Origin of the sequence: Dyadobacter jejuensis (assembly GCF_003149085.1) — a bacterium.
Classification (GTDB): Bacteria; Bacteroidota; Bacteroidia; order Cytophagales; family Spirosomataceae; genus Dyadobacter; species Dyadobacter jejuensis.
In genome coordinates this window covers 163,758-182,676 of record NZ_QGDT01000004.1, presented here as the reverse complement: position 1 = coordinate 182,676, position 18,919 = coordinate 163,758, and the positions used below count along the sequence as shown (strand labels likewise).

Below are 18,919 nucleotides of genomic sequence, written 5' to 3'. Positions count from 1 at the left end.
AAGTATTTACAATAAGGATATACACGATATGGTGTATTATTTGGGAGTTAAACAGCCTGTGTATGCCATGGGACAAAGGAATACCATCGCTCATTGGGCACATTTACAACGCAAGGCAACCCACAAACTAGGCTTTGCAAAAGAGCCAAATCTCTGGCCCAACGAGAATTCCAATATTTGCCAGTATTCTGATTTACTGGCGTTTTTTTGATTTCAAATATTCACCAGAATTTTGTAGTTTTGGTAAAAATTTGAATTGAAATGCCAAAAATAATAGAGAATAGGTTGATTGAAGAATTTAAGGACAGGGAGTATTTTACCCGAAAAGACCTCTTTGAATTCTATCGCTATTTTGAACCTGATCTGAAAGAGGGAACCTTTGGCTGGAGAATCTTCGAACTCAAAGGCAAAAACCTAATTAGACCACTCAAGAGAGGGCTCTATGTTATTTCATATAAACCCAAGTACAAACCCGAAATATCGCCAGAACTTATTAAGCTCGCAAAGCGAATCACAGACAAATTTGAGGACGCCAAACATTGCATTTGGGAAACAGAATGGCTTAATGAGTTTTCACAGCATCAGGCCAGCAGACGAATCATCCTGATAGAAATAGAAAAAGATTTCATTGAGTCCTTGTATTACGATTTAAAGGACACATCAAGAAACGAGCTTTATCTCAATCCTGATAATAAATCCATCGATTTTTATATCGCTGAAAGTGACTATCCAGTAATTATTAAAAAATTAATTACGCGATCCCCAATTGCCCGAAGATCGGAGAAAAGGGTGAATTTTTATACTCCACTACTTGAGAAGATCTTGGTGGACCTCTTTGCAGAAGAAAGGCTTTTCTATTATCTGCAAGGTTCTGAATTGATGCACATCTACGAAAATGCCATTAGCAACTATGCCATCAATTTCACCAAGCTCTTCAGCTACGCAAAACGAAGGGAAAGAGAACAAGACATTAAGCAGTTCATGACGAACCACATGTACCACCTCGTAAAAGACATTATTGAATGATAAAGGAGCATTGCTTTACTGATGAATGGTTAGAGGGTTTTAAGAAGCAAAAAGACCATAAGCGAATTGACAAAATCATTTTGGAAAAAATGATTTACGCTTTGCATTTGCTGGAGCGATTAAAAAGCAATGGACTTCATTTTGTTTTCAAAGGAGGTACCAGTTTGGTCCTTTTATTAGAATCAGGAAACCGATTCTCCATTGATATCGACATAATTAGCAAAACTGATCGGAAAGAACTGGAGGATATTTTGCAAAAGGTTATAGATTCTTCCAATTTCACGAGTGTTGAACTTGACGAACATCGGAGCTACAAACCAGGAGTACCAAAAGCGCACTACAAATTCAAATTTGATTCTGCTAGACAAGGATCTGGTACCATTCTATTAGATATTCTAATTGAAGATTCAATTTATCCGGATGTGATCGAAAAACCTGTGATTACCAAATGGATCGAAACAGAAAATGAGACTATGGTCACCATGCCATCTATTGATTCAATCACAGGAGATAAACTAACAGCATTTGCTCCAAACACCATTGGCATCCCTTACTTCAAGGGGAAAGACCAGCAACCGTTCTCCATGGAGATTTGTAAACAGCTTTTCGATTTGAGCAAGCTCTTCGAGAACATTCAAAACATGGAAGTGGTAGCGGCCAGTTTTCAGGTATTTGCTGAACATGAAATTTTTTACCGGAAAAAGGGAACCCAAGAAGCTAAACTAACTCCGGAAATGGTACTACAGGACACGATTGATACTTGCATCATTCTGGCCAAGCGTGATAGTGGCAATGATGATGAAAAAGCAAAATTCAAAGAATTGCAAAAAGGGATCATTGCTTTTGGTACCGGATTCTTAATCGCAGGAAACTTTAGGATTGATGATGCGATACCGGCATCTGCCAGAATTGCTTACCTGGTAGCAAAAATCAAGGTAAATGATCTTTCCCCAATTATATACTATGAAGGTCAGGATATTAAAGATTTGATGATCGAAGACAAAGATTGGACCTTCTTGAATAAGTTAAAAAAACAGCCTGATAAATCTTCCTTCTTCTATTGGTTCAAAACGGTTGAACTTTTAACAGCCAAAAAATAATAGCCATGAGAATAAACGAGCAAGAAATAAGATATCATTTAATTGACCTAATACTCAGGAAAAAGGGTGACGATAATAATCAAATGGCTGGAATGCAAAACACCAGCTCCTGAAGAATGTACAGGTCCAAAAGGACGAAAAAAAGAAAGGGGAAATACGGATTATCTACTTTATGTTCAAGTTGGTGACATGCCAAAAATATTTGCCAGTTGCGATTATTGTAGCAGAAAAAGAAGATGAAGATCCGTTAAAAGGAATGCAGCAAGCAAAAAAGTATCTAGAATGTGAGCCTTTTGAAGTCAAGTATGTTTTGCCAGTAACGGGCATCTTTATGGAGAATACGATCATTTCCTAAGCGTAAGCAGTAGACCATCCCCCTATTGCTATTTAGTTAACAGGGCTTAGGATATTTTCCACCTAAGTGGAAGTAGTTCAAAGAACTTACCGTCGTAATTGATATCGTTGAGTTTGAATAACACGTCCAATAGCCAGTCGTTTGGATTCACTTTATGTTTTTTACAGGCAGCTAACAAGGAGTAGATCATAGCCGCATTTGGGGCTGTTCGTGTGTATTGGCGAACAGGTACGGTGCGGTGATTCGCCACTTTCTCCCCACGTCCACCGGTCTGATGGCATTTTCGATCAGGTTGTTGTACAGCTGCAGATCCTCATGTACTGTATAGTTCTTCATGCGGTCCACTGCCGCGGTTGTCCAGCAAAGGCAATGCATAGGCTATGGCCTTTCCGATTTTTTAAGCCCATTCGTTCAACGGTTTGTTTCTGCCGGTGGAGCGGTAAGTGATCGACTAACGTATTTACCCGAAGGAATACCAGTATCGATTTATCGAAGAGCCCTTTTTGGATCGTTCTGATGGGGACCGGAGCGATGACTACCACTTTTTGTCTGACTTTATCGGATCTCTCGAAGAGATTAGCAGTTCTCCATCCTAGGGGCGTTCGAAAGTACCCAACTCCAGGCGTTTTGTTTAGTGGGCAAACCAGCCTTTGTCCCACCGACCGTCGGACCGTTAAAGCAAACCGATTTGATTGCACCGCTTACCGCTAAAAACGAATACATCCCCCGACACACGATTTAGGTGCAGACCATTCTGTACCCGTCCAGCTAATGAGTATATGCCGTAACGCTTGTCTACAGGTTGGTTATAAAGAAAGTAACGAATGTTGGGTGTTAAAAGCAACATGACTTTATGAAAGCAGCGATTTAATCCCAGTAAGGTCTGGGAATTCGTAAAACGACAAGCTGGTCCTAGCGCAAAACTAAGTACCGCTACGGGATTTGATGGGTTAGGTCCAACTCCCAATCTTAACTCAGTAAAGCCAGTAGCGTCTTTTATCGATTACTCCAATTTTTCGAACCCAATATCTAAATGTGGCAAATTGGGCCGATGGCTGCTCGCAAAAGGCCTTGACTCCTAAGCTACTATCCTTCCACTGTCCATGAAGCTGCTGGTAGTAATGCTCGTTTTTTATTTGTATATTTTCCATTCGACAAGCTCCAAAGAAAAGCGTTGGGTGGAAAGAAGGGGATGGGTGGTTGCTTACAATCAATCAACATTTTGCCATTTGACAAATTCCGATTAAAATGCAATGACAATCTTTGCGACTATGGACAAATTAATAAACTATCTGTTGGAATTTGGGCAGCTAAATCAACAGCAAATTGACTTGATAAAAAGAAAAGCACGGGTATTGGCGTTGAAAAAGGGCGATTACTTTTCCGAAGCAGGAAAAATACCAAAACAAGTAGCTTTTATTGAAGAAGGTATTTTACGGGTATGTTACTATAACAGCGGAGGAGATGAAATCACCAAATACTTTGTTGATGAAAACAATTTTGCAGTGGACATAAACAGCTTCAATCAAAAAATCCCCTCTTCAGAATATGTACAGGCTGTAACAGATTGTACGCTACTTGTATTTTCTACAGAATCACTCCACGATTTATCAGCAACTATCATTCAGTGGGACGGCATTATCAATAAAATAACAGAAAAAGCATTGGTTGAAAAGGTAAATAAACTAAGTCCAATGTTAGCCGAAGATGCCAAAACAAGGTATCTTAGTTTTTTAGAAAAGTTTCCGAATTTAGCCAACAGAATTCCGCTTTCCTATCTCGCTTCTTATTTAGGAATCACGCAATCATCATTGAGCAGGATTCGAAAAAGTATCTGAATTCACTATTTGCCAAATGGCAAAAGCTTTTGTTTTTGAAGTGCTGAACTTTGCTTCATCATTTTAATAGAAAACAAGAAAATATGGATTCAATTATTATTACAGGAGCAACCAGTGGAATTGGTTTTGAGTGTGCTTTACAAATGGCTCAAATGGCCAAAGACGAACAAATTATCATTCCTGCCAGAAATATTGAAGCAGGAAAAGGAGTAATAGAAAAAATAAAAACCAAAACAGGTCATAAAAACCTGAAATGCTTGGAATTAGATTTGGCTTCTTTAGAATCTATAAGAAAATTCTCTGAATCATTTGCCAAAGAAAAAAACAACTCCATTTCTATTTTGATAAATAATGCAGGAGTACAGAATATTGGCGAAACACAATTTACGGCAGATGGATTTGAACAGACATTTGGTGTAAATCATCTTGGTTCGTTTGCCTTGACTATGCAATTATTACCCTTTGTGAAAAATGAAGGACACATAACATTCACATCTAGCGAAACACACGACCCAGCACTCAAAACACCAATAGAACCCCCTATTTATACCAGTGTTCAAGAGCTTGCTTTCCCAAAAGAAACTTCCGAAAAACCTAACTTTGTTGGGCAAAGAAGGTATTCTACATCAAAACTGTGTAACATCATGACCACTTATGAATTACAAGAGCGGTTGAAAAACACAAACATTCGGGTAAATGCCTATGACCCAGGAATGACACCAGGAACAGGACTTGCCAAAACGTATTCACCTATTATGCGATTTTTATGGAAAAACGTATTCCCTGTTTTGACCCTATTTAAAAGCAACATACATACCCCAGCTCAAGCGGGAAGAAATTTAGCAAACCTTGCGTATTCTGACAAGTATAAAGACTTAAAGGGAATTTATTTCTCAGATGGAAAAGTTGTTAAAACATCAGTTGATTCTTATAACAAGGTTTTTCAAAAAAGCCTGTGGAATGGTAGCCTCGAACTGACAAAAACCATATGTACAGAATAACATAAAGAAACTTTTGGAAAAAATGGCAGCAGGTAACAATGTATATAAATAACAGGCGAGATAGCAGTAAAATCAACGATTGCAGCCCGCTTCAACTTGGTGGCGGCACGATAAGTTTGAAGTCCGCAATCGCCTCCTTGCGGCCTACCCCTGCCAACTGCATAGGCGGGCTTTACCATAGGCCGACTTAAAATAGAAAAAGCCCAGGATTGAACCGATTCAGCATTTACTTGAAAACTATAATAAAAAATCCCCGGACAGGCCCTTATAAGGCTCCGATCCGGGGAAGTATTTTTTTGTAGTTGGTGCGACCTATAGCTGCTTACAGATATCCTTTGTCCTGTTGCCAGCCTCTTATAATTTGAGTGAGCTGCTTATACTCTATCAGGAATCCATCGTGACCATATAGCGAATCAATTTCCTGGTAAGTGGCCATAGGGATATGACGCGCTAAGAATTGTTGTTCGGCAGGTGGGAACAAAATATCCGATTTTATTCCTAGCACCAGCGTTTTGGCCTTTACCATGCCCAGTGCATGTACAATCCCCCCTCTATTTCTCCCCACATTATGGGAGTCCATCAGCTTGGTAAGCGTCCAATAGGAAAAGGCATTAAACCGTTTCATAAATTTTTCCCCTTGGTACTGTTGATAGGATGAAGCCCTAAAATTATCGACTTGGTCAGGGTTGTCCCGGGCCTGGGTAAAGTTGTAGGTATCATAATTACGATACGACAGCAGGGCCATAGACCGAGCAGCCTTCATCCCCAGTTTACCACCATCGGCACGCTTCTCCATAAAACTAGCATCTGCCTCCATTGCTATGCGCTGAGACTCGTTGAAGGCCACTCCCCAAGGCGAATGCACCGCATTGGCGGCAATCAGAATCAATTGTTCAAAAAGATCGGGAACCTCTACGGCCCACTCTACGGCCTGTTGCCCCCCCAATGAACCGCCAATACAAAGTTTAATTTTACGAATTCCAAGCTCCTCCCTTAGTAGATCCAAAGCGCCCACCACATCCTTGACCGTTACGACGGGAAAGTCTCTATAGTATGGCTCCTTGGTAGCGGGATTGGTAGATAGGGGACCGGTAGAGCCATAGGCCGAACCCAGCACATTGGCACAAATGATAAAGTCTTTTTCCGGATCAAAGTATTTCCCCGCTCCTACCAGGCCGTCCCACCATTCGGTTACATTGGAGCTACCCGTAAGGGCATGGCAAATCCAAACGATATTATCGTCGGCCTCGTTACGAGTACCGTAAGTAGTATAGGACAACTCAAACCCACTCAATTCCTGACCCAATTCTAGTGTGTACGCGTAGGGATATTTAAATATTTTTTGTTCGGCTTGCATATTCGCCATTTCATGTTTTTGTTGTCGTGAACCTATTACTATCAATTTGCTATACCCATTAGAGCCATCGATCCTTATCTACAGCCACATCTATCCCATAGCTAGCAAGTAAACGGCTGCTCTGGACAAAAACAGAGGCCCTTGCTGGCTTTGGAGAAGGCCAACTGAGATGTGAATGAATTGAAGCTTGTACGCTTCCCGCTAAATAGAATAAAATATGCATCAACGAATTGAGTTTATATTTCCTAATTGCTTAGGTGGGAATTAGCACCTTTCTCCAACAGTGGTAGCAGGTTGCCAGAGGTTCGTAGAGCCCATTCTCTCGCCTCTTCTCTATAAATCAATCGCCAGAATATGTGAAGCAATTGACTTGATAGCACAATATTAAGTCTCCAGCTCCAAAATACCAAATTTTATATCCACGCTCTGGAAGAAAATGGGCCATAGAGGCCCATTGCCGGCTGATACCACCCCGGCCAGTGGGCCCATTTAAATTCGTTTGGATTTATGTATTTACTAGTAGGTCCACATTTACTTTTTTATCTTTGTTTTCATATCTTACGACTCATGGCACAACAATATAGATTCGATCGAGAAAAAGCCTCTAGGCGCCCAGGGGTAACCCCTCTCAAGGACGCCATAGAGCAAATGCTAGACAAGTACCAGCTTCGCAACCGCTTCGAGCAGTCGTATGTAGTGGCTCATTGGGATAAAATTATGGGATCTACCATTGCCTCTCGTACCAAGAAAGTATTCATCAAGGATCGATCGCTGTATTTGCAAATAGAATCGGCTCCTTTACGGAATGAGTTGGTAAGGGCCAAAAGTAAAATCATCGAGCTCATCAACCGGGAAATGGGTTCTGAATTGGTGGAAGATGTAATATTTATATAACGCTCCCCCCACCCCCCACCGCCCACCATTCGCCGGGTTTTAGAAACGCACCATATTTCAAGTTTTAGTACATAATCAGTTTTGATAGATATAAATACATCTCCCAGACGACCGGCCGATTTGCGTGCCGGCGACGCAGTGGGCCTATTAGCTCCAGCCAGTATCGTTCGCTACGAAGACCTGCAGGAAGGGATAGCCACCCTCACCGACGACTGGGGCCTCAAGGTCGTAGAGGGTCAGACCCTGCATAGCGGCTATTTTCAGTTTTCCGATACGGACCAACGCCGTAGCCAGGATCTGCAAACTATGCTCGATCATCCAGAGCTAAAAGCCATCTTTGCCGCTCGTGGGGGGTATGGCTGTTCTCGAATTATTGACCAACTCGACTTTACCAAGTTTTTGGAAAACCCCAAATGGATCATCGGCTTCAGCGACCTCACCGTACTAGGCAACCATTTGTACAACATAGGGGTACAAAGCATACATGGCCCCATGGTTAAATCGATGTCGTTGATCGGTGCCGAGCAAGCGAGCTTGGCGCTAAAAAATATGCTTTTTGGAGAAGAGCCTGCCTATCACTGTCCGCCACATGCCCTCAACAGGCTAGGACGCGCCGAAGGGAATCTGGTGGGAGGCAACCTGTGCTTGCTGTCGCACCTGATCGGTAGCGCCTCCGAGGTCGACACCCGAGGCTGTATCCTATTTATAGAGGATATTAACGAATACCTGTACAACCTCGACCGCATGATGCTTCAACTGAAAAGGGCTGGAAAATTAGCTGGATTGGCAGGTATCATTATTGGACAATTTACGGATATGAAAGATAATTCGGATCCCACATTTGGGCAAACATATACCGAGATTATAGCAGAACATATCCAAGAATACCACTATCCGGTATGCCATAACTTCCCTGCCGGACATGTAGCCGACAACCGACCACTCCGAATAGGAGCACCAGCCGTCCTGGAGGTTTCGGCAACCGAATCTATCCTTTACTTTTCTAATACCAACCCGATCACCCGATCATAGATGAAAAATTTTAACCACAAAATCGTTTGGATTACCGGAGCATCCTCCGGAATAGGAGAAGCCCTAACCTTAGCCTTCGCCCAGGAAGGGGCTAAGCTAGTGATATCAGCACGCCGAATAGAGGAACTAGAAAGGGTTAAAAACAAAAGCAAATTGCCCGACGATCGCATCCTAGTGCTTCCTCTCGACGTCACCGACTTTGAGCAAGCCCAACCCGCTGTCGACAAAATCATCCAGAAATTTGGCCGAATAGACCTGATGGTCCATAATGCCGGAGTGAGTCAACGATCCTATATAAATGAAACGGATTTTACTGTTTATAAGCGACTCATGGACGTCAACTTCTTTAGTACGGTAGCACTCACCAAGGCCGTCCTACCCCATATGATGGCACAAAAGGAAGGGCATTTTATAGTCATGAGTAGCGTAGCCGGAAAAATTGGAACCATTATGCGATCGGGCTATAATGCGTCCAAACATGCGCTTCATGGCTTTTATGATTCGCTTCGGGCCGAAGGTTATCAGTATGGCATAGGCGTTACTACGGTATGTCCTGGTTACATCCGCACCAATATTTCATTGAACGCGCTGAATGAAGGGGGAGGAAAATTTGGAAAGATGGACCAAAATCAGGCCAACGGGATCCCCCCGGAAACTTGCGCACAGACCATCCTAAAGGCGGTAAAAAAGGATAAAAAAGAAATCTACATTGGCGGATTAAAAGAAGTAGCGGCTATATACTTAAAAAGATTTTTGCCTAATGTTCTTTTCGATCAGGTTCGTAAAAATATACCGGAGTAAACCTAAAGGCCATTGTTTCGGGTTAATACCCGTAGATAATGGCCTTTTCCATTTTATGCTTAGAACGCCCCGCATCCAACTTGTTTTCTTTGGTTAAGAATATCAAATGCCCTTCTTGCTTCGCTGCTAGCTTTTTTACCCGCTGTAGCTCCTTGTTTTCATAACCATTCACTCCAGAGAGCTTTATATCCCCTATGCTACGGATCCCAATCTCCCCCTTTGGCGTCAGCCCCTTAACTTTTAAAGGATTATCGGTAAGCTGTACCTTCTCCCAGTCCTTGGCCCCCTGCACGTCGACCTTCGTCGAAATCCCTTCTACAATCCCTTTTTTATAGATTATTTTTTCAACGAGCGGCTTAGGAATCGTTTCGGCCTTAAGCGTGGTGTTACTTCTGTAATGTACTTCACTAGTAGTGAGGAAGTTAACCTTCCCTTCTATAATTTCGCCATTATGCATGACAATCTTATCCTGGGCCATGGTCGGGAAATATACTAAGGACCAAAGCGAAACGAATACCCAAATTTTCATTCAAAAAAAAATAATAATTAAACAATGCTAGACAATCTCTCTTGGCAGGAAATCTGAAAATCTAAAATTTGCATTTAAATAAGTAAGTATTTTCTAGTAACCTTTTATTTGCCATCTTTAGGGCTGTAAACCCCGTATTATTCTTATAATGAGCGAAGTAACAGCTCCGTATTCCGACCAGTCAAATGAATAAAGCAGTAAGAGTCACCCTCCATTTAATTTTAGGATCTATTCTAATCGTAGCCACGTTAGTTGCCGCTCTTTTGGTATCCCCCCTGCTTATTCTCTACTTCTTGATCAATTTGACCGTAAAAATGAAGCGCAAAAAGTCACTTACGCCAACGAGTAAGATCCCCACTTCTGGACAATAATTAGAACATTTTCGACGAGTTTTCTTGACAAGAAAACCCGGATTAAAATCAAACTTCACCACATTACCTCTATAGGGCAATTTAAAATGACCGCAAATCTAAATAAATAATCTAAATCATTTGCATAGTTTTCTATTCAGTATAGAAATAAAATTATATGCTTTATAATAAAAACTCCATTCGAATAAAATTGATCTCTTAGAAAATCCCGTCTATAAAAAATGGCCCTCACCTGGGGAAAATCTCCTTGGTGAGGGCCATGCCTACTGATGTAAATGGATGTTACTAATCTTATTTCACGACTGGTATGGCATAATAGATGCTAAACTGGAGAACACTGTTCTTAAAATCGGGACCAATATTACCCGCATCAAAGTTACCTACCTTGGATAGGCCAGCAATATATCTTGCGCCGAAACCAAGTCCAAAATTGGCTTGATATCCCAGACCTAAGGCTGCTGCTAAATCTAGGTTTTTGGCAAAATGATCGATGGTTTGATCCGGAATATCCTCGGAGGTCCGGAAGCCAAACTGCGGCCCCAACTCCACGAAAAGGCCTCCATTGGCTTTAAGCTTAAACAACACAGGAACCGTAACATAGGACGTTTTATAATCTCTCTTACTCCCCGCCACGTCGATTTTGGCTCCTTGTGTAGAAAACAACACCTCCGGTTGAATGGAGAAGTTCTGCCCTATGCCAAAGTTCAAGATACCACCCAGGTGGGCTCCCACCAAGGCGTCCGATTCTATATTTCCCCCGGTATAATTGCTGACATTGAGTCCTACTTTGGGTCCAAAGCTAAATGTCTGGGCTTGGGCCATCAAGGCCGTGATAACCAATACGAATGTGATGCTTAATTTTTTCATATTAATAAATCGTTCATGTTTTTAGATTAAGAGCACAAAGATCATGCCACGAAAAGCCCCATGGAGGATTCCCCAGTCCGAGGCATTAAAATGAGTCCAGTTGTCTACTCTCCATCATGCGATGTTACCGCACATTAACTGCTCTGTATAGCACTTGAGCCCTTAGCTTGAAATGATGAATTTGACATTATTTGATTAAAATAAGCTTAAATTATATCAATATTAAGAATATATTATCCTTTAGAATATCATATATAGTAAGATTTTAATACTTTTGATAAAAAATCCATCGTTATTCTTGATCCCTTTCGCCGACAATACTGAAGACCAATTGCTTTGGAGTGCCTTTCAACAAGGGGATAGCAAAGCCTTTGAAAAGCTGTATAAGCGCTACGTTAGGGTTTTGTATTCGTATGGGTACAAAATACTCCCAGATGCATCCGTAATTGAGGACCTCATTCAGGATCTTTTCATTGATCTGTGGCAGAGTCGCGAACGCCTGTCTGAGGCCGTATCTCCTAAATACTACCTCTTTCGCTCCTTAAGAAGGCGTATCTACAAGGCCGAAAAAAGACATATTAACCGATTCCGGGAACTCGATTCGGAAGATTCCGATATTTTACCCCCCACCGTACCTATAGAATACGAGATTATTCAGCAAGAAGGGGAGACTCAACAACGCAAGGACCTGGAGTTTCATCTCAAGTCCCTTCCTTTACGCCAGTATGAGGCCCTTACGCTCCGTTACTATCAAGACCTTAGCTATGCTGAAATAGCGGACATTTTACTAATCAACGAACAATCGGTCCGTAACCTAATTCAGAGGGCAGTACTGAAGTTGAAACATCTAGCTTTAGCCCTCTCTCTATTCCTATTTTTATTTTTATTATAAAAAAATTTCTAATTAAGTGAGTTAAAACCTCCCAAGGTGGTCTCTGGTATTATAGAACGAGTTAAGTAAATATCCCAAATCAGGATAAGAAATGTCCTATAAACATTACCAGTTAGACGATTTCCTTTTGTATCAGCCCTTTAGGGAATGGTGCCTTGCACCCGACCCAGAGTCTGATGCCTATTGGCAAGGTGTTATAGAGGAGTATCCCGAAAAAAATGAAATAATACAGCAGGCCAGGCAATTGCTGGTCAGCCTGCATAAGGAGTCCAACTTAAACGCACCTACAGTAAAGCAGGTGACGAGCATGTGGTCTCAAATTGACCATTATATTGTAAGTGATGAAAAACAAATCACACCCAATAGGACCTTTCGATTCCTGGCAACTTATAGTGCCGCCGCCGTTGTACTCCTCGTATGCGGCTGGGCTATATGGTCCTATGTTTTAAAACCTGACTACAGCTACCAATCCCAGACTTTCCCCATCCGAAATACCCTTATTGAAAAGGTAAACTTGGGGCCGAGTTCTTTAATGGTCATACTCCCCGATAGTAGCACCATTACCCTACAACCCAATAGCAAGCTTAGTTATCCCACGGCATTCGCCCGCAATGAAAAGCGGGAGGTATACCTTACTGGTGAAGCTTTCTTTAATGTAACAAAAAATGCGAATAAACCTTTTTTCGTCTATTCGCATGAGCTAGTCACGAAGGTACTGGGTACCAGTTTTACTATAAAGGCCTTTGAAAAATCGAAAGTGATGGAAGTGGCGGTAAAAACGGGTAAGGTTTCGGTTTTCTCCAGAAAATCAAAGAGTCATTCCTTTTTGCAGAAAGACCAGCGACCAAACGCCACGTTAACCCCCAATCAGCGTGCTATATATACGCGGGACATTATCGATATTGAAAAACAACTGATAGAAAATCCCGCCCCTTTGCTCACTCCTTACCAACTGGGTAAGGTCAGTCAGTATCAGGATACTGGCGTGGGGGCCATATTGGACAATCTTGAAGCGATATATGGAATTAAAATAGAATTCGATCGCAATTTATACCGCAACTGCGTTTTGACAGCATCTTTTACCAACGAGAGTCTTTTTGACCGAATCAACCTGATATGCAAAGGGTTGGAGTCGACGTATAGCGTAAAAGATGGCAAGATCTGGATCGAAGGTCCGGGTTGCTTATAAGACCTATAACAAACCTAATCTAATTTTTAACTAAAATCCCCCCCGCTTATGCAGTAGTACTTCATAAAAAAAGGTTGATGATGTTGCAGCATCACCAACCCTCCACCAATTTCCTCAAATCGTAATGATATCCGGAATAACCGGATAGAGGATTTGTTTTGTCCAATTATCATACTCAAACAAAACTTTGTAAAGTTATGCAAAAAAAGTTTTTTAACTATCCTCACTGGACGACCCTTATGAGATTTAGTTTTTCGCAGCTGCTCATAGCTGCCCTTATTTCTACTCTTGCCTTTGCCCGTACGAGTGAAGCACAAGAGGTTCTCAACAACAAAATCACCCTTCATTTAAAGAACGAGGCGGTTGGAATTGCCCTATCAAGAATAGAAGCACAGGTTAATATCAAATTTTTGTACAGTTCATCCCTTATCAAGGCCGACCGGACGGTTAGTATTCATCTAGACAAGGAGCCATTAGGGGTGGCACTAAAAACCATCTTGACCCCTTTGGATTTGGACTTTGAAGTTTCGGGAAAGCAAATCATCCTAAAACGACAAAAAACTACGACCCCATTAATGCGCCCCACCCAAAGCGTAGAGCAAAGTATGGTGGACCGCAAAATTAGTGGTAAGGTTATCGATGATACGGGTATGGGCCTACCAGGAGTATCCATTGTCGTAAAAGGCACCCAAAGAGGAAGCAATACGGATGGAGAAGGAAATTACCAAATAGAAACTCCAGATGGCGAGGTAACGCTTACCTTTAGTTTCGTAGGTTTTGCTCCTAAGGATGTAGTGGTATCCCCTTCTCAATCGAAAGTAGATGTAACCCTGACACAAGATCAAAAACTACTTAGTGAGGTAGTGGTAGTGGGATATGGTACGGCCAAAAAGCAGGATATGACTGGAGCAGTATCGGTAGTTAAAGTGGGAGAACTTACTCAAAACCCCAATTCTAACCTTTCCAACCAGTTGCAAGGTCGGGCTTCGGGGGTTACGGTACTTAGCTCTGGACAGCCCGGACAAGCGCCACAGATTCGGATTAGAGGTATTAACTCCTTTGGTAACAACACCCCTCTTTTCGTTGTAGATGGTGTTCCTACCCAGGATATCAACAACCTAAACCCCAACGACGTGGAGACGATGCAGGTTCTAAAAGATGCCGGCTCGGCTTCCATCTATGGTTCGAGGGCTTCTAATGGGGTGGTGATCATCACGACCAAAAGAGGTAAGGGAAAAGTGACCGTCAACTACGACATGTACTATGGCGTTCAAACGGTACGTAAAGGCAATGTATATGATATATTGTCGCCACAAGGAATGGCGGAACTTCAATTCAAAGCTTTGGCCAACTCTGGAACCAACCTTAATGACCCTACTTTCAAAGACGATCAATACGGATCGGGCCCCAACCCTACCCTTCCCGATTATATCGTGCCGAGTGGCAAAAGTGAGTCGGAAGTGGATTTAAGCAATTACTACGTAAACCCCAACTATACCGACCAAGGAGACCTAGATTCTTTTAACAGAATTGTAAAGGCCAACAAGCAAGGAACAGATTGGTTTCACGAGATATTTAGCAATGCGCCCATCCAAAGCCATAACCTTTCGGTAAGTGGTGGAGGGGATCAGGGTAACTATCTATTCTCCTTCAACCATTTCAACCAACAAGGAAACCTTAAAAATACCTATTTAAAACGGTATACTTTAAGGGCTAACAGCCAGTACAATGTAAGTAAACGCATTCGAATCGGTGAAAATATCGCATTTTCTCTAGTAGACAACCCCAAAGCGGGCATTTTAGAAGAAGGTGGCGGTATTGGTATGGCCTTTAGAATGCAACCCATCATTCCGGTATACGATATTAACGGAAACTATGCTGGTTCTTACGGAAGTGGCCTTGGAAATGCCAAAAACCCAGTAGCTATCCAGGATCGGATGCGTAATAACAAAAGCCTGAGCAACTTGCTCTTGGGTAATATGTATGCAGAGATAGACATAGCCAAAAATTTGGTGGCCCGTACCAGCTTCGGAGGAACTATTTACTCCAGCAACAGCCATTCATTCACTTACCCTGAATGGGAGAACTCAGAAAATAACACCACCAATTCTTATTCAGAAAGTGCGTCTTCGGGCTATAACTGGACCTGGAGCAACACCCTTTCTTACGAAAAGAATTTCAATAACGTCCATAACCTGAAAGTATTGGTAGGTACGGAAGCTTACCGTTCTACAGGCCGGGAAGTGGGTGGGACCACTCAAGGATATTTCTCTTTTGACCCCAACTACGTCAATCTATCTACTGGTGCCTCTACGCCAACCAACTACAGCAGTCGCTTTGCAGAGGCCTTGTTCTCCTATATTGGTCGTATCGACTACACTTTAAAGGACCGTTATTTGTTTAGCGTTACCGCTCGTCGCGATGGTTCCTCTAAGTTCGAATCACAGTATGGTCTTTTCCCTGCCGTGAGTGCGGGATGGAGAATCTCCGAAGAGAACTTCATGAAACCACTGAATTGGTTGTCAGAATTAAAGCTTAGAGGTGGATACGGTATCATGGGTAACCAGTTCAATATTTCGACTGCCAATGCCTTTACCACTTACGGACAAAATCGCCAGTACTCGTTCTATGACATTACGGGTTCGGGTAACACTTTGGTCCAAGGTTTTCAGCGTACCAGTGTAGGGAACCCACAAGCCAAATGGGAACGTAATATCAACTCTAACATCGGTATCGACGCCCAATTGTTCAATGGTGCCATCGATTTGAGCATTGACTATTACCAAAAGAACATTCAGGATCTGTTGTTCTCACCAGAATTGGCCGGTACGATTGGCCAAGGTACTGCCCCAGCCGTCAACATCGGTAAAATGAAAAACAACGGTATAGACCTTTCTATCTTTGGTGAAAAGAAGGTGACCAACGACTTTAAGTTAAACGCCACCGTTACCTTAACGACTTATAATAACAAGATCGTTAAGATCACCGATGGCGTCGATTACTTCGATCAGGAGTCTCGCCGTTTTAACGGAAGTAGTATCGTAAGAAACGGTGTAGGACATTCTATTGGCCAGTTTTTCGGATATAAAATAGATGGATTCTGGAACAGCCAGGAGGAAATTGACGCCGCTAACGCATCGGCTCAGTCTGCAACTGGCAATACCAATGCGGTATACCAGAGTGAGGTTAAAGTGGGACGTTTCCGTTATGAGGACATCAATGGCGATGGACAAATCACTTCTGATGACCGTACCTATCTAGGAAATCCAAGTCCAAAAATGAGCTACGGTCTAAACCTTGGCGCCAATTACAAAAACTTTGACTTTGGAATATTCTTCTATGGAGTGGCTGGAAACGACATCTGGAATAACCTTAAATGGTGGCACGACTTCTACAGCAACTTCCAAGGTGCCAAAAGCAACACCGCCTTATACGACTCCTGGACTCCCGATCATATGAATGCTACGGCCCCTATTCAAGAGAATACAGGATCGTTCAGTACTACCAACGTACCTAACTCGTACTATGTAGAAAAAGGGAACTACCTACGTGCCAAGAATGCACAACTAGGCTACACCTTACCTAAGGAGCTTTTAACCAAATTTAAAATTGAGAGGGCACGAATCTATATTCAGACGGCTAACTTATTTACCATCACCAAATACTCAGGTCCAGACCCTGAAGTAGGACAAAGCCAAGTAGATGGTTCTACCGCATTTGGACTGGATGAAGGGGTTTATCCAAATACCCGTCAATTCTTGATTGGTTTAAATCTGTCGTTCTAAATCCTCTGAACCTTAAAAAAGAAACAACATGAAAATACCAAATATTTCAAAAATAGCCTTGGCTGTTGCACTCACCATTGGAAGCAACGCTTGCAAAGATAGTTTTTTGGAACAACCGGCTCTTGGCGCCTTAAGTGATGCCCAGCTCAATACCAAGGCTGGAGTTGAGAACGTATTAATCGGGGCATACGCTGCCTTAGATGGCAACGGCGTAGGTGCCGCTAGTGCTTGGGACGCCGCTCCCGACAACTGGATCTACGGTAGCATAGCCGGGGGAGATGCCAAAAAGGGAAGCCAAGGCTCTGACCAACCCGGTATCAACTCCATCATGCTTTATTCGTCGGGTCCTAGCAACGGATTCTTCAATAGCAAATGGAAAGCGGTATATGAGGGAATCAACAGGACTAACACCGTCCTACGTTTGGCACCTACCATTACTGGAAATATAACTGAAGCCGAAATCACCGACTTCCAGGCAGAGGCACGCTTCTTACGCGCTCATTATTACTTCGAGCTCAAGAAGATGTTCAATATGGTACCTTGGGTAGACGAAAATACCGAGGATCCTGCTGCTGTAGCCAACGATAGTGATATCTGGCCTAATATTGAAGCCGACTTCCAATATGCCTTCGACAACCTTCCGGCCGTACAGTCGGAAGTAGGACGGGCAAACAAATGGGCTGCTGCGGCATATCTGGGTAAGACCTACCTCTATCAAGACAAATTTGCCGAGGCCAAAACCATGTTTGACCAAGTGATTTCGCAAGGGGTAACCAGTAACGGCCTTAAATATGGCTTGATGCCCGCATTCCAGGAGAACTTCGATGCTGCTAAGAAAAACATGCAAGAATCGGTTTTTGCCATCCAGATGACGGCCAACGATGTGACTGGTACCATTGCCCATGCCAACGAGGGTGGAATGCTTAACTTCCCATATAATTCACCTTTCCGTTGCTGTGGATTCTTCCAGCCTAGCACCGACCTGGCCAATTCATTCCAGACTTCTGCTGACGGCTTGCCTCTCGTAGATAGCTACAACAGCAAGACCCTAAAAAATGATATGGGAATCGATTCGGAAACCGCCTTTACCCCCGACAAAACCACTCCATTAGATCCCCGTATCGACTGGACGGTAGGCCGCCGTGGTATTCCTTATCTAGACTGGGGCAATCACCCTGGCCGTACCTGGATTCGTGACCAAGCCTATGCCGGACCTTATTCGCCTAAGAAAAATATTTATTGGCAGGCTACTCAGGACTTGTATTCGGACCAGCATTCCTGGGCTCCTGGAACGGCTATCAATGTTCTGGTTATTCGCTATGCCGATGTGCTGTTGATGGCTGCCGAAGCCGAAGCGCAAGCTGGAAGCCTGGACAAGGCTCAAGAGTATGTTAACTTAGTAAGGGCTAGAGCGGCACAACCCGCTAGCCAGGTGCACACCTATAAAGACCCTGCTGCTCCTATGGCAGGCTTTACAGATACGCCTGCTGCCAACTATAAAATCTCTCAATATCCAGCGGGAGACTTTCTAGCCAAAGGTAAAGAAGCAGCCCTCAAAGCCATCTATTTCGAGCGTAAACTCGAATTAGCCATGGAAGGCCACCGCTTCTTCGACCTTTCCCGATGGGGTATCGCCGACCAGGTGCTTAACAACTACATTTCTTTCGAAAGTAGTGTTACTCCCGACGTGCAAGGCGGTAACTTTATTAAGGGTGTTTCTGAGTACTTCCCCATCCCACAGCGTCAGATCGACTTGAGCACTAAAGGTGGAGTTTCTTCTTTAAAACAAAATCCAGGGTACCAATAAGCTAACCCCAACGTTTCTATAAAAAGAGGCCGTCTCGTAAGGGGACGGCCTCTTTTTTATGATCAAGAATGCTTC

General features: G+C 42.9%; 19 protein-coding genes and 1 riboswitch. Of the genes, 13 read left to right on the top strand and 6 right to left on the bottom strand.

What is annotated here, in order from left to right; genetic code table 11:
• The first annotated feature begins 261 nt into the window (after nt 1-261).
• The 3 genes from CLV98_RS09970 (at nt 262) to CLV98_RS23735 (ending at nt 2,481) form a co-directional block, all read left to right on the top strand.
• A complete protein-coding gene (locus CLV98_RS09970) occupies nt 262-1,026 on the top strand; it encodes a DUF6577 family protein (RefSeq protein ID WP_109674168.1) in 765 nt (254 codons plus the stop codon).
• Nucleotides 1,023-2,126 (top strand): nucleotidyl transferase AbiEii/AbiGii toxin family protein, encoded by a 1,104-nt coding sequence (locus CLV98_RS09965; RefSeq protein ID WP_109674167.1) that lies wholly within the window; start codon nt 1,023-1,025, stop codon nt 2,124-2,126. Before CLV98_RS09970 ends, CLV98_RS09965 begins: the two co-directional genes overlap by 4 nt.
• Before the next feature lie 202 nt (nt 2,127-2,328).
• Entirely contained in the window at nt 2,329-2,481 is a 153-nt protein-coding gene (locus tag CLV98_RS23735; protein ID WP_211320008.1) for a hypothetical protein, read from the top strand.
• Between the two features lie 186 nt (nt 2,482-2,667).
• On the opposite strand, the gene CLV98_RS24170 is transcribed toward CLV98_RS23735, so the two are convergent.
• The 3 genes from CLV98_RS24170 to tnpA form a co-directional block, all read right to left on the bottom strand.
• Nucleotides 2,668-2,817, bottom strand: coding sequence for a hypothetical protein (locus CLV98_RS24170; protein ID WP_158281227.1), 150 nt, complete (start codon nt 2,815-2,817; stop codon nt 2,668-2,670).
• A 337-nt stretch (nt 2,818-3,154) separates the two neighbouring features.
• Complete coding sequence (gene tnpB, locus CLV98_RS24165; RefSeq protein ID WP_109674165.1) at nt 3,155-3,328, bottom strand: IS66 family insertion sequence element accessory protein TnpB; 174 nt, start codon at nt 3,326-3,328, stop codon at nt 3,155-3,157.
• A 127-nt stretch (nt 3,329-3,455) separates the two neighbouring features.
• Entirely contained in the window at nt 3,456-3,632 is a 177-nt protein-coding gene (tnpA, locus tag CLV98_RS23430) for an IS66 family insertion sequence element accessory protein TnpA (protein ID WP_158281226.1), read from the bottom strand.
• A gap of 120 nt (nt 3,633-3,752) precedes the next feature.
• Between tnpA and CLV98_RS09945 the strand changes: the two genes are divergently transcribed.
• Nucleotides 3,753-4,319 carry a Crp/Fnr family transcriptional regulator gene (locus tag CLV98_RS09945; RefSeq protein WP_170120675.1) on the top strand — a complete coding sequence of 189 codons (567 nt, stop codon included), beginning with the start codon at nt 3,753-3,755 and terminating at the stop codon, nt 4,317-4,319.
• A 50-nt stretch (nt 4,320-4,369) separates the two neighbouring features.
• Nucleotides 4,370-5,320, top strand: a complete 951-nt coding sequence (locus CLV98_RS09940; protein ID WP_229203303.1) for an SDR family NAD(P)-dependent oxidoreductase — start codon at nt 4,370-4,372, stop codon at nt 5,318-5,320.
• A 322-nt stretch (nt 5,321-5,642) separates the two neighbouring features.
• Here CLV98_RS09940 and CLV98_RS09935 read toward each other — a convergent pair whose 3' ends face one another.
• Nucleotides 5,643-6,677: a homoserine O-acetyltransferase family protein gene (locus CLV98_RS09935; protein ID WP_109674434.1), complete on the bottom strand. Its 1,035-nt coding sequence runs from the start codon at nt 6,675-6,677 to the stop codon at nt 5,643-5,645.
• Nucleotides 6,678-6,910: 233 nt separating this feature from the next.
• Nucleotides 6,911-7,019: riboswitch (SAM riboswitch) on the bottom strand.
• A gap of 225 nt (nt 7,020-7,244) precedes the next feature.
• Here CLV98_RS09935 and CLV98_RS09930 point away from each other — a divergent pair.
• The 3 genes from CLV98_RS09930 (at nt 7,245) to CLV98_RS09920 (ending at nt 9,404) form a co-directional block, all read left to right on the top strand.
• Nucleotides 7,245-7,571 (top strand): DciA family protein, encoded by a 327-nt coding sequence (locus CLV98_RS09930; protein ID WP_109674162.1) that lies wholly within the window; start codon nt 7,245-7,247, stop codon nt 7,569-7,571.
• A gap of 81 nt (nt 7,572-7,652) precedes the next feature.
• Nucleotides 7,653-8,603 carry a S66 peptidase family protein gene (locus tag CLV98_RS09925; protein ID WP_229203302.1) on the top strand — a complete coding sequence of 317 codons (951 nt, stop codon included), beginning with the start codon at nt 7,653-7,655 and terminating at the stop codon, nt 8,601-8,603.
• Nucleotides 8,604-9,404 carry an SDR family oxidoreductase gene (locus CLV98_RS09920; RefSeq protein WP_109674161.1) on the top strand — a complete coding sequence of 267 codons (801 nt, stop codon included), beginning with the start codon at nt 8,604-8,606 and terminating at the stop codon, nt 9,402-9,404.
• Between the two features lie 22 nt (nt 9,405-9,426).
• On the opposite strand, the gene CLV98_RS09915 is transcribed toward CLV98_RS09920, so the two are convergent.
• The gene (locus CLV98_RS09915) at nt 9,427-9,933 is read right to left on the bottom strand and encodes a hypothetical protein (protein ID WP_109674160.1); all 507 of its coding nucleotides are present in this window, start codon (nt 9,931-9,933) and stop codon (nt 9,427-9,429) included.
• A gap of 185 nt (nt 9,934-10,118) precedes the next feature.
• On the opposite strand from CLV98_RS09915, the gene CLV98_RS23335 reads away from it, so the two are divergent.
• Nucleotides 10,119-10,304 carry a hypothetical protein gene (locus tag CLV98_RS23335; protein WP_146202256.1) on the top strand — a complete coding sequence of 62 codons (186 nt, stop codon included), beginning with the start codon at nt 10,119-10,121 and terminating at the stop codon, nt 10,302-10,304.
• A 291-nt stretch (nt 10,305-10,595) separates the two neighbouring features.
• On the opposite strand, the gene CLV98_RS09910 is transcribed toward CLV98_RS23335, so the two are convergent.
• Complete coding sequence (locus tag CLV98_RS09910) at nt 10,596-11,171, bottom strand: porin family protein (protein ID WP_109674159.1); 576 nt, start codon at nt 11,169-11,171, stop codon at nt 10,596-10,598.
• Between the two features lie 274 nt (nt 11,172-11,445).
• On the opposite strand from CLV98_RS09910, the gene CLV98_RS09905 reads away from it, so the two are divergent.
• From CLV98_RS09905 to CLV98_RS09890, 4 genes are all read left to right on the top strand, one after another.
• Entirely contained in the window at nt 11,446-12,063 is a 618-nt protein-coding gene (locus CLV98_RS09905; protein ID WP_229203301.1) for an RNA polymerase sigma factor, read from the top strand.
• Nucleotides 12,064-12,154: 91 nt separating this feature from the next.
• Nucleotides 12,155-13,252 carry a FecR family protein gene (locus CLV98_RS09900; protein WP_109674158.1) on the top strand — a complete coding sequence of 366 codons (1,098 nt, stop codon included), beginning with the start codon at nt 12,155-12,157 and terminating at the stop codon, nt 13,250-13,252.
• A gap of 197 nt (nt 13,253-13,449) precedes the next feature.
• Nucleotides 13,450-17,037 (top strand): TonB-dependent receptor, encoded by a 3,588-nt coding sequence (locus tag CLV98_RS09895; protein WP_109674157.1) that lies wholly within the window; start codon nt 13,450-13,452, stop codon nt 17,035-17,037.
• Nucleotides 17,038-17,065: 28 nt separating this feature from the next.
• Nucleotides 17,066-18,844 (top strand): RagB/SusD family nutrient uptake outer membrane protein, encoded by a 1,779-nt coding sequence (locus CLV98_RS09890; RefSeq protein ID WP_109674156.1) that lies wholly within the window; start codon nt 17,066-17,068, stop codon nt 18,842-18,844.
• The last annotated feature ends 75 nt before the right edge of the window (nt 18,845-18,919 follow it).